Below are 7,678 nucleotides of genomic sequence, written 5' to 3'. Positions count from 1 at the left end.
GAGCTTTCTCAACCTCGCCGCAGTGCGCCTATGGCTGAAATCTTATGTCAACGCGGCCTAGCGACGAGGAAGCCTTCCGCCTTGCCGATATCGAAAACCGCGAACGGGAAGACATTACCGAACTCGATCGTGCCCGCAGTTACCAGAACGCGGTCGATCGCTTCTATGGCGGCGTACAGTCTCGCATGGCGGAAGCGCTCAACTTGTCGAACAGTCAGTTGAGCCGCCTGCTGGCACTGGCGCAGATGCCGGACGAGGTTGTGAACGCCTTCGGCACGCGGGACGAACTGCGCGTGCGTCATTCCGAAGTGCTGACTCCCTTGCTCCGCCGCCCGGAACAGCGCGAGCGCCTGCTGGTAATGGCGCGACTGATCGGGGATGAGCAGCAGCGGCTCGCCGGTGCCGGGGAGCGCATGATACCGGCTGCCACCGTCCTTGCCCGATTGAAGGACTCGACGCGGGAAAGCGATATGCGGCGCGGGAACGACCGGCCGCTCGTGCTCGGCGATGCGCGTGTGGGAAGGATCCGCGCGGGCCGGGAGGGACTCGCGGTCGATCTGCTGGTCAGCGAAGAAACCGATATCGACGCCTTGCTCGGCGCGCTGCGGACGGCCTTGGTCGATAGTCGGCGTCAGGCCGCTGTCGAAGCGGATATCGCTGCCTGAACTTCCGTCAAAGCCGCGGCGTAGACCTGTAAGCGTCATTGCCTGGACGACCGGATGGCGAACAGTATGGCTCGAACGGGCGGGGACGTTCAATTGATTAAACGGCCCCACGCTAACCCGCAGGACTGAATGTATCGATCTGGTCCTGCCTCCTGCTCTTGAGCCATTTCACCTCAATTTATGGCGACCTTCTTGATTCTGCGTTTCAGGATCCGCTGAAGCCGGTTCCGGTCAAGGACCGGCAGGAGGAGGGCAAGGCCTGCCCGCAAGGCGGAACGATCGGGCAGACCTCTGCCGTTCAACAATACTCTGTCCGGTTCTAACGCGGCGCACCGTCTCCGCGGCTCCCTTGCGTGAAGATGGGACGTCTGCCGCGAGGTCGCGGCCGCTTTCCATTCGCTTTGCGCGGGCTTGCGCGTGAATATCGCTGTTTTTACGCGCCATGGCCTTGCTTTCCCGTGCTCGCGATCCGGGCTCGGCGGCTATGCATACCTGGCACTTTCGCGGCGGTTCCTTCTCGCCGCGAAGCGCCTCCAGACTGGGCCTAGGCTTCGACGCAGTGGGCATTATTCATGGAGGTCAACACGATGCCGCGTCACCTACCGCGCCGTTCCACCAAGCACCTGCTGCTCTGTGCGACGGCTGTTCCGCTTCTTCTGCTGAGTGCCTGTGCCGACGGCGTCGGCTTCCGGGTAGGCGCGGGAGGCGGCGGCTCGCCGTCCGGTCCCAGCGGCCCGACCGGGCCGTCGGGACCGACTGGCCCGACAAGTCCTACCGGGCCGACCGGCCCCAGCGGGCCGAGTGGCCCTTCGGATCCAAGCGACCCCACTGGGCCGACCGGACCTACTGGCCCTACAGGTCCTACCGACCCGAGTGGTCCGACCGGACCTACGGGCCCAGGTGGAACAGGACCTACGGGGCCTGCAGGGCCGACTGGGCCCACGGGTCCGACGGGTCCGACTGGTCCTGCCGGTCCCACGGAACCTGGCGGTCCGACTGGCCCAACCGGCCCAGCGGGCCCAGCCGGCCCAACCGGACCTACGGGTCCCGCTGGCCCGACCGGTCCCACTGGACCCACTGGCCCCACTGGCCCGACCGGTCCGACCGGTCCGACCGGTCCCTCAGGTCCCACCGGACCCACGGACCCGAGCGGCACCACCAGCTTCACCGGCCCGCTGGCAGGCGTGAACGTGGGCGGTGGAAGTGTGCTCGGCCGGAGCGGATCGAGCACGCTGATCGACGTCAATGTCGCTCCGGATACGGCGGCATCGAGCGGTAGCGGCATTGCCGTGGACTTGCTGACGGGTGACGGAAAGGCCGTTGCCGTCACCCTGCCGACCACGGCAGCGCAGACCCAGCAGGCCCTCGCACCGGTCGGCGCGCTTACCGGCGTATTGCTGGGCGATCAGGCCGGGAGCACGGTGACGCAGCTGACCGACGGGCTTGCTCCCACGGTGGCGACGCTGACTTCCACCGTGGACGGCATCGCCTCGCCGCTGCTCGATACCGTGAACGGCGTGCTTTCGCCGGTCGTTGGCGAAAACGGCCTGCTGGCACCGGTAACCGGCCAGCTCGGCGGCCTCGTCGAGGGGCTTACGGGCAGCCTCGGGGGCGGTAGCGGCGATCCGGCGCGTTCGGTGACGGGGCCCTTGCTGGGCGTCGATCTCGGCAACAATGCCCTGACCGGCGCGAGCACGGGCGATACGGTGCTCGGTCTCAATGTCCTGTCGGACGGCACCGGACAAGTCGCGGGGCAACTTGCCACGGTCGGCGTCCTTTCTAACGGAAGCATCGTGGACCTTACCCTGCCGACCACGGCCGAAGGGGTTGCAGCCGGGCTTGCGCCGGTCGGCAACCTTGCCGGGGCCTTGCTGGGCGAACAGGCGGGCGGTGCGGTCGATCAGTTGACCGGCGCACTCGCGCCCGTGGTCGCGCCGGTCACCGCCGTGGTCGATAGCGTGACATCGCCGCTGCTCGGCACCGTGAACGGCGCCCTGGGCGGGGTAGTCGGCGGTGTCGTCGGCGGCGTTACCGGTGGTCTTCCCGGAGGCGGCGAAAGCGGGGCGCTCGCACCCGTTACCGGCGCGGTGAACGCGCTGGTCGGCGGTCTCACTGGAGGTCTGACCGGAGGCGGGGCGGAAGGCGGCGTCCTGGCGCCGGTGACCGGGGCCGTCCAGGCCGTGGTCGGCGGGCTTACAGCAGGCGGAGCCGAAGGCGGCGTTCTGGCGCCTGTAACGGGACTGGTGGACGGACTGGTCGGCGGTCTTGCCGGTGGTTCCGGCGCGGGAACGGTCCTGGCGCCGGTGACGGGCGCGGTCGATACCCTGCTCAGCGGCACCAACCAGGGCGGCGCGCTGGCGCCGGTCACGGGTGTCGTTTCGGGCGTGGTCGGCGGTCTCACCGGCGCGACAGGCGATAGCGGTGCGGTGCTGGCACCCGTCACCGACGCAGTGAACGGTCTGGTGGGTGGCCTGACCGGCGCCGCGACCGGAGCTGGCACGGGCACCACCGGCACTACCGGCGGCACCGGATCGGGCGCGGCGAGCGGGGTCGGTTCGGCTCTCGCTCCCGTGACAGGCGCGGTCACCGGCTTGGTCGGCTCGCTGCTCGGCGGGCTGGGCGGCCGGACGAACTGATCGTCATGCCTGCCCGGCGCCCCACAACCCCATGGCCGGGCAGGCAAGCGGCCTCCGCCTTCTGATCGAAAGGCGGGCGGAGGAAGAGGAGGCAGTCCTGGCAACAGGGCTGCCTCTTCGATTCCGGCTCAGGAAAATGTCTCGGGACGCCTTGCGGCAACTACCGGAACGCAACGAAATTGAGCCGGAGTGAGTATTTAACCTTGGCATCGTTTTCCGCCCCGATTTCCGCGTGCATGCGCTGTGGCTGCCCCGAATACCTCGAATTTTCGCCCTTTCCCGGGCTTTTGCGTGTTTTGGGCAAGCCGATGCGGGCCTTTTCCCGCCCAGAAGTAAAGCCGGTTGCCGCGCTTGCACGGTCGCGTAACCCGAACAGGGCCGGGACGGCTGCTTCTCGGCGCGGCGCTGGGGCCGGCTCGACCTATCATTTCTCCAACAGGCCGATCCGGCTGACACCACGTTGGAGAAGATCCATGCCGACCCGTCATATTTCCAGTTCCAAGCGGCACTCCCTGTTGCTGGCACCGCTGCTGCTGACGCCCCTGTTGGTGACGACGGCCTGCACGAGCGGGATGGACTTCCAGGCCGGTACGCCTTCGGGGCCGAGCGGTCCCAGCAGTCCCTCCGGCCCCAGCAACCCGTCTGGCCCGACCGGGCCGACCAATCCTTCGGGTCCTACCGGGCCGACTGGACCGACCGGCCCTACTGGCCCCACGGGTCCTACCGGTCCCACCGATCCGGGCGGCGCCACTACCACCAGCTTCACCGGCCCGGCCGCCGGGATCTCGGTGGGGGGCAGCGACCTGCTGGGCCAGAGCGGTTCGGGGACGCTGGTGAACGTGAACGTCACGCCGGACAAGGCAACGACCGATGCAGGCGGCGTGACGGTGGATCTCCTGACCGGAGACGGCAAGGTCGTGCAGGTAACCCTGCCGACCACGGCGGACGAGACCAAGCAGGCGCTCGCCCCGGTGGGTGCGCTTACCGGCGCGCTGCTGGGCGAGCAGGTCGGGGGCACGGTAACGCAAGTGACCGACGGCCTTGCGCCCACGGTGGCGGCCGTCACCTCCACGGTGAGCGGGGTGACATCGCCGCTGCTCGATACGGTGAACGGCGTTCTGGCGCCCGTTGCCGGTGAGAACGGTGTGCTGGCGCCGGTCACCGGCCAGCTCGGCGGGCTCGTCGATGGCCTTACCGGCGCGTTGACGGGGGTCGGCGGGGCCGAAAGTGGGGGCAGCTCGGGTCCGGCGCGCGCTTACGAGGGGCCGCTGCTGGGCGTCGACCTCGGTAACAATGCCGTGACGGGGCCGAGCAACGGGGACACCCTGGTGGGGCTCAACGTCCTTTCCGAGAACCCGGGACTGACCACCGGGCAGCTGGCCACCGCCACCGTCCTGTCGGACGGCAAAGTGCTCGACGTTGCCCTGCCGACCACCACCGAAGGCGTGGCGGCGGGGCTGGCGCCGGTCGGGAATCTGGCCGGGGCGCTGCTGGGCGAGCAGGTCGGCGGCCTGGTGGATCAGGTAACGGGCGGCGTTTCGCCGGTCGTCGCCCCGGTCACGGCCACGGTCGCCACGGTTGCCGCGCCGGTTCTCGATACCGTGAACGGTGCGCTTGGGAGCACGTTGGGGCAAGTCACGGGTGGTCTGGCCGGGGGCGGCCTGGGAGGTGGCGACGCCGGGTCGGTGCTCGCGCCGGTCACAGGGCTGGTCGAAGGCGTGGTCGGCGCGCTGGCCTCGGGATCGGGTGGCACCGGCTCGGCCTTGGCGCCGGTCACCGGCCTTGTGGAAGGGATCGTCGGCGGCGTGACTTCGGGCACGACGGGAAGCGGCAGCGCCGGTTCGGTGCTCGCTCCGGTAACCGGCGCGGTGTCCTCGCTTGTCGGCGGCCTCACAGGCGGACTTGCGGGAGGAACCGGAACCGCGACAGGCGGCCTGCTCGGCGGCCTTACCGGCAAGACCGGCAACTGAGCCCAGCGGCGAACCGGCGCGGCCTTGTCCGCGCCGGTTCGCCTCCGTTCCTTTATCCCGCCATCCCCGGACGCGACCGATGATCGACCTCGACAGGATCAGCCCGCCCAACCGCCGCAGCAATCACCTGCTGGTCGTCAGGCTGGACAATGCCCGCGCCATTGCCGCTGCCTATGGCGAAGAGGCGCTGGTCGCGGCGATGGCCCATTTGCGCGCCGGGATCGCGGGCCATTTCGATCCGGTCGATTTTCGTGAGGCGACCGGCGACGCGATCACCCTGCTGGCCCATGCGGCCATGCTCGAACCCGATTTCGTCTGCGCCAAGATCGAGGCGCTCTGCACTGATCTGTGCGGCAGGCCCATGGCGCACGGGGACTGCCAGATCCTGCTTTCGGTCTCGATCGGCCATAGCGATCCCGTGCCGGGCGGCCTGGGAGAAGATCTGGCGAAAGCCACGGAATCGGCCCGTGACCGGCTTCACCGGGTGGCGGCGCCTGCTGCGCGAGATCGCTTCACCGATGCTTCCGGCACCGATGCTTCCGGCAGGGCGCGCTACCGCGACGATATGACGCGGGCCGCGCGTCTGCTGGGCCAGGTCGCGCGGGGCGAGACCTTTTTCGCATGGCGACCGGTCTTCGATCCCCGGCAGCCCGAGCGGATCCTTCAGCACGAGGCGCTGCTGCGCTATGCCGACGAGCAGGGCGAGCAGTTCGATTGCGTCGCGGCCTGTCAGGCGCTGGAGCGGCTCGGCCTTGTTCACCTGCTCGACCGCGCGCTGGTGCTGCGCGTGCTGGACGAACTGGAGGCCGATCCGCGCGCGCGCCTGTCGATCGCGATCTCGCCGCAGAGCCTCTCCTTCGACCTCGGCGGGTACGACGCCGCCTGGACGGACTTCCTCGCGCGGCTCGAACGCCGTCCCGAACTGGCCGAGCGGCTGGTGCTCGAATTTCACGAATCCGCCGCCTGCCGGTTCTGGCCGGGTACGCTGACGTTTCTCAACACCTTGCGCGAACTAGGCGTGGGGCTGGGCCTGTTCGGGTTCGGCTCCGGCCATGCCTCGCTGCGGCAGCTTGCGGTGCTGCGGCCCGATCAGGTCAAGCTGGACAGCGCCTTCCTGCGCACGGCTTTCCTTTCGGAGCGCAACCGCGCACGGATCGGCCAGCTTGCCGAGCAGGCGCACACCCTCTGCGGCACCGTCATCCTGATCGGTGTCGAGACTCCGGCGCAGATCCGCCTAGCGGTGGAAGAAGGCGCGCCGTGGGTTGCGGGCGCCCGGCTTGGCCGCGTGAGCAGGCGGCGGGCCTGGTCCATTGCCGATCCGGTCTCCGATCCTGCCTGCAACCGCGAATTTGCCGCGCCGGTCGCCGTATCCGCCGCGCTCCGCGCCGCGCGAAGCCCCGTTTTCTGACTGATCCGAACCCTGGAAAGGAAGCTGCAATGATGAATGACAAAGTTCAGAACGCACGGGAGCTTCTGCGCATCGCGCTGGACATGCTGGACGAATGCGAGGCCCGCGTGAGCGGCGCGCTCGTCTCCAGCGCTCTCGACGCGCTGGGCGAGGACGCGGCAGGACTGGCGAATGGCGCAGGTCATCCCGGGGCGCTGCCCGTGGAGGTCATGGCCATGGCGATCGAGCGCGGTCGCCCGCTTCGTCCCGGTCTCCACAGCTGCGCGTGAGGTGGGCATGTTTGCAGATGAAAGCACGCCGATGAACTGGGGCAACCAGAGCCTGCCCGCCCGTTTCGAACGCGATGCGCGGTCCAGCCTGCCGCGATTCAGCCTCCTGCTGGACGCCCAGGCCATGGCCGACGGTCATGAGGCGGACGTGGTGATCCACAACCTTTCGCAAGGCGGATTGCTGGTCGAATGCGATGTCGACCTGAAGATCGACGATCCGATCGAGATCGCCCTTTCCACCGAGCACCGGGTGCTCGCCCGCGTCATGTGGCATAACGAGAACTTCTACGGATGCCGCTTCGAGACGCCGATCTCCGCCGCCGTGCTGGGCGCCGCGCGGTTGCGCTCGGCTCCCCGTGGTCATGAGGAGGACGAGCACGCGCCTTCGGACGAGGTGGGCGGCGATGCGCAGGAATCGCTGGCCCGGCGCCTGCGCCGCCTGCGCAAGCAGAACGGCTTCAGCCAGGGCGAACTGGCCGAGCGGATCGGTGTCAGCAAGCCCACGGTCTGGGCCTGGGAGCACGGCCGCGCCCGGCCGCAGGATGCCCGTCTGAAGGGCATTGCCGACGCGCTGGGCACCACGATCGAGGATCTCGACGGCCTGCCGCGAACCGACAATCTCGCCTTCGTCATGGCGGAGTACCGCGACCAGATCGCCGCCCATTTCAACGTCGCGCCTGCAAAAGTGAAAATCGTGATCGAATTCTAGAAATCTCCGAATGAATTCGAT

The 7,678-nt window shown here is 68.6% G+C and carries 6 protein-coding genes; all 6 read left to right on the top strand.

The features are described 5' to 3' along the window. Positions 1–44: 44 nt before the first annotated feature. The 6 genes from NTCA1_RS24545 to NTCA1_RS24510 all read left to right on the top strand — a co-directional run bounded on the left by NTCA1_RS24545 (position 45) and on the right by NTCA1_RS24510 (position 7,657). On the top strand, positions 45–665 hold the full coding sequence (locus NTCA1_RS24545) for a ParB/RepB/Spo0J family partition protein (RefSeq protein WP_159832088.1): 621 nt from the start codon (positions 45–47) through the stop codon (positions 663–665). A gap of 1,190 nt (positions 666–1,855) precedes the next feature. Beyond that, complete coding sequence (locus NTCA1_RS28820; protein ID WP_236549559.1) at positions 1,856–3,301, top strand: hypothetical protein; 1,446 nt, start codon at positions 1,856–1,858, stop codon at positions 3,299–3,301. A gap of 473 nt (positions 3,302–3,774) precedes the next feature. Then, positions 3,775–5,271, top strand: a complete 1,497-nt coding sequence (locus NTCA1_RS24525) for a hypothetical protein (protein ID WP_236549558.1) — start codon at positions 3,775–3,777, stop codon at positions 5,269–5,271. A 79-nt stretch (positions 5,272–5,350) separates the two neighbouring features. Beyond that, on the top strand, positions 5,351–6,679 hold the full coding sequence (locus NTCA1_RS24520; protein ID WP_159832085.1) for an EAL domain-containing protein: 1,329 nt from the start codon (positions 5,351–5,353) through the stop codon (positions 6,677–6,679). A 29-nt stretch (positions 6,680–6,708) separates the two neighbouring features. After that, on the top strand, positions 6,709–6,948 hold the full coding sequence (locus NTCA1_RS24515) for a hypothetical protein (RefSeq protein WP_133085366.1): 240 nt from the start codon (positions 6,709–6,711) through the stop codon (positions 6,946–6,948). Between the two features lie 7 nt (positions 6,949–6,955). Continuing rightward, positions 6,956–7,657, top strand: coding sequence for a helix-turn-helix domain-containing protein (locus tag NTCA1_RS24510; RefSeq protein WP_159832084.1), 702 nt, complete (start codon positions 6,956–6,958; stop codon positions 7,655–7,657). Positions 7,658–7,678: the final 21 nt, after the last annotated feature.

It is taken from the genome of Novosphingobium sp. TCA1 (genome assembly GCF_009811895.1).
Classification (GTDB): domain Bacteria; phylum Pseudomonadota; class Alphaproteobacteria; order Sphingomonadales; family Sphingomonadaceae; genus Novosphingobium; species Novosphingobium panipatense_A.
This window is presented reverse-complemented; position numbering and strand designations above follow the sequence as displayed.

What these genes read in the sequence shown, in the direction of transcription:
- NTCA1_RS24515 (WP_133085366.1), top strand. Translation starts at nt 6,709, where the DNA reads ATGATGAATGACAAAGTTCAGAACGCACGGGAGCTTCTGCGCATCGCG.
- NTCA1_RS24545 (WP_159832088.1), top strand. Translation starts at nt 45, where the DNA reads ATGTCAACGCGGCCTAGCGACGAGGAAGCCTTCCGCCTTGCCGATATC.
- NTCA1_RS24510 (WP_159832084.1), top strand. Translation starts at nt 6,956, where the DNA reads ATGTTTGCAGATGAAAGCACGCCGATGAACTGGGGCAACCAGAGCCTG.
- NTCA1_RS24520 (WP_159832085.1), top strand. Translation starts at nt 5,351, where the DNA reads ATGATCGACCTCGACAGGATCAGCCCGCCCAACCGCCGCAGCAATCAC.
- NTCA1_RS24525 (WP_236549558.1), top strand. Translation starts at nt 3,775, where the DNA reads ATGCCGACCCGTCATATTTCCAGTTCCAAGCGGCACTCCCTGTTGCTG.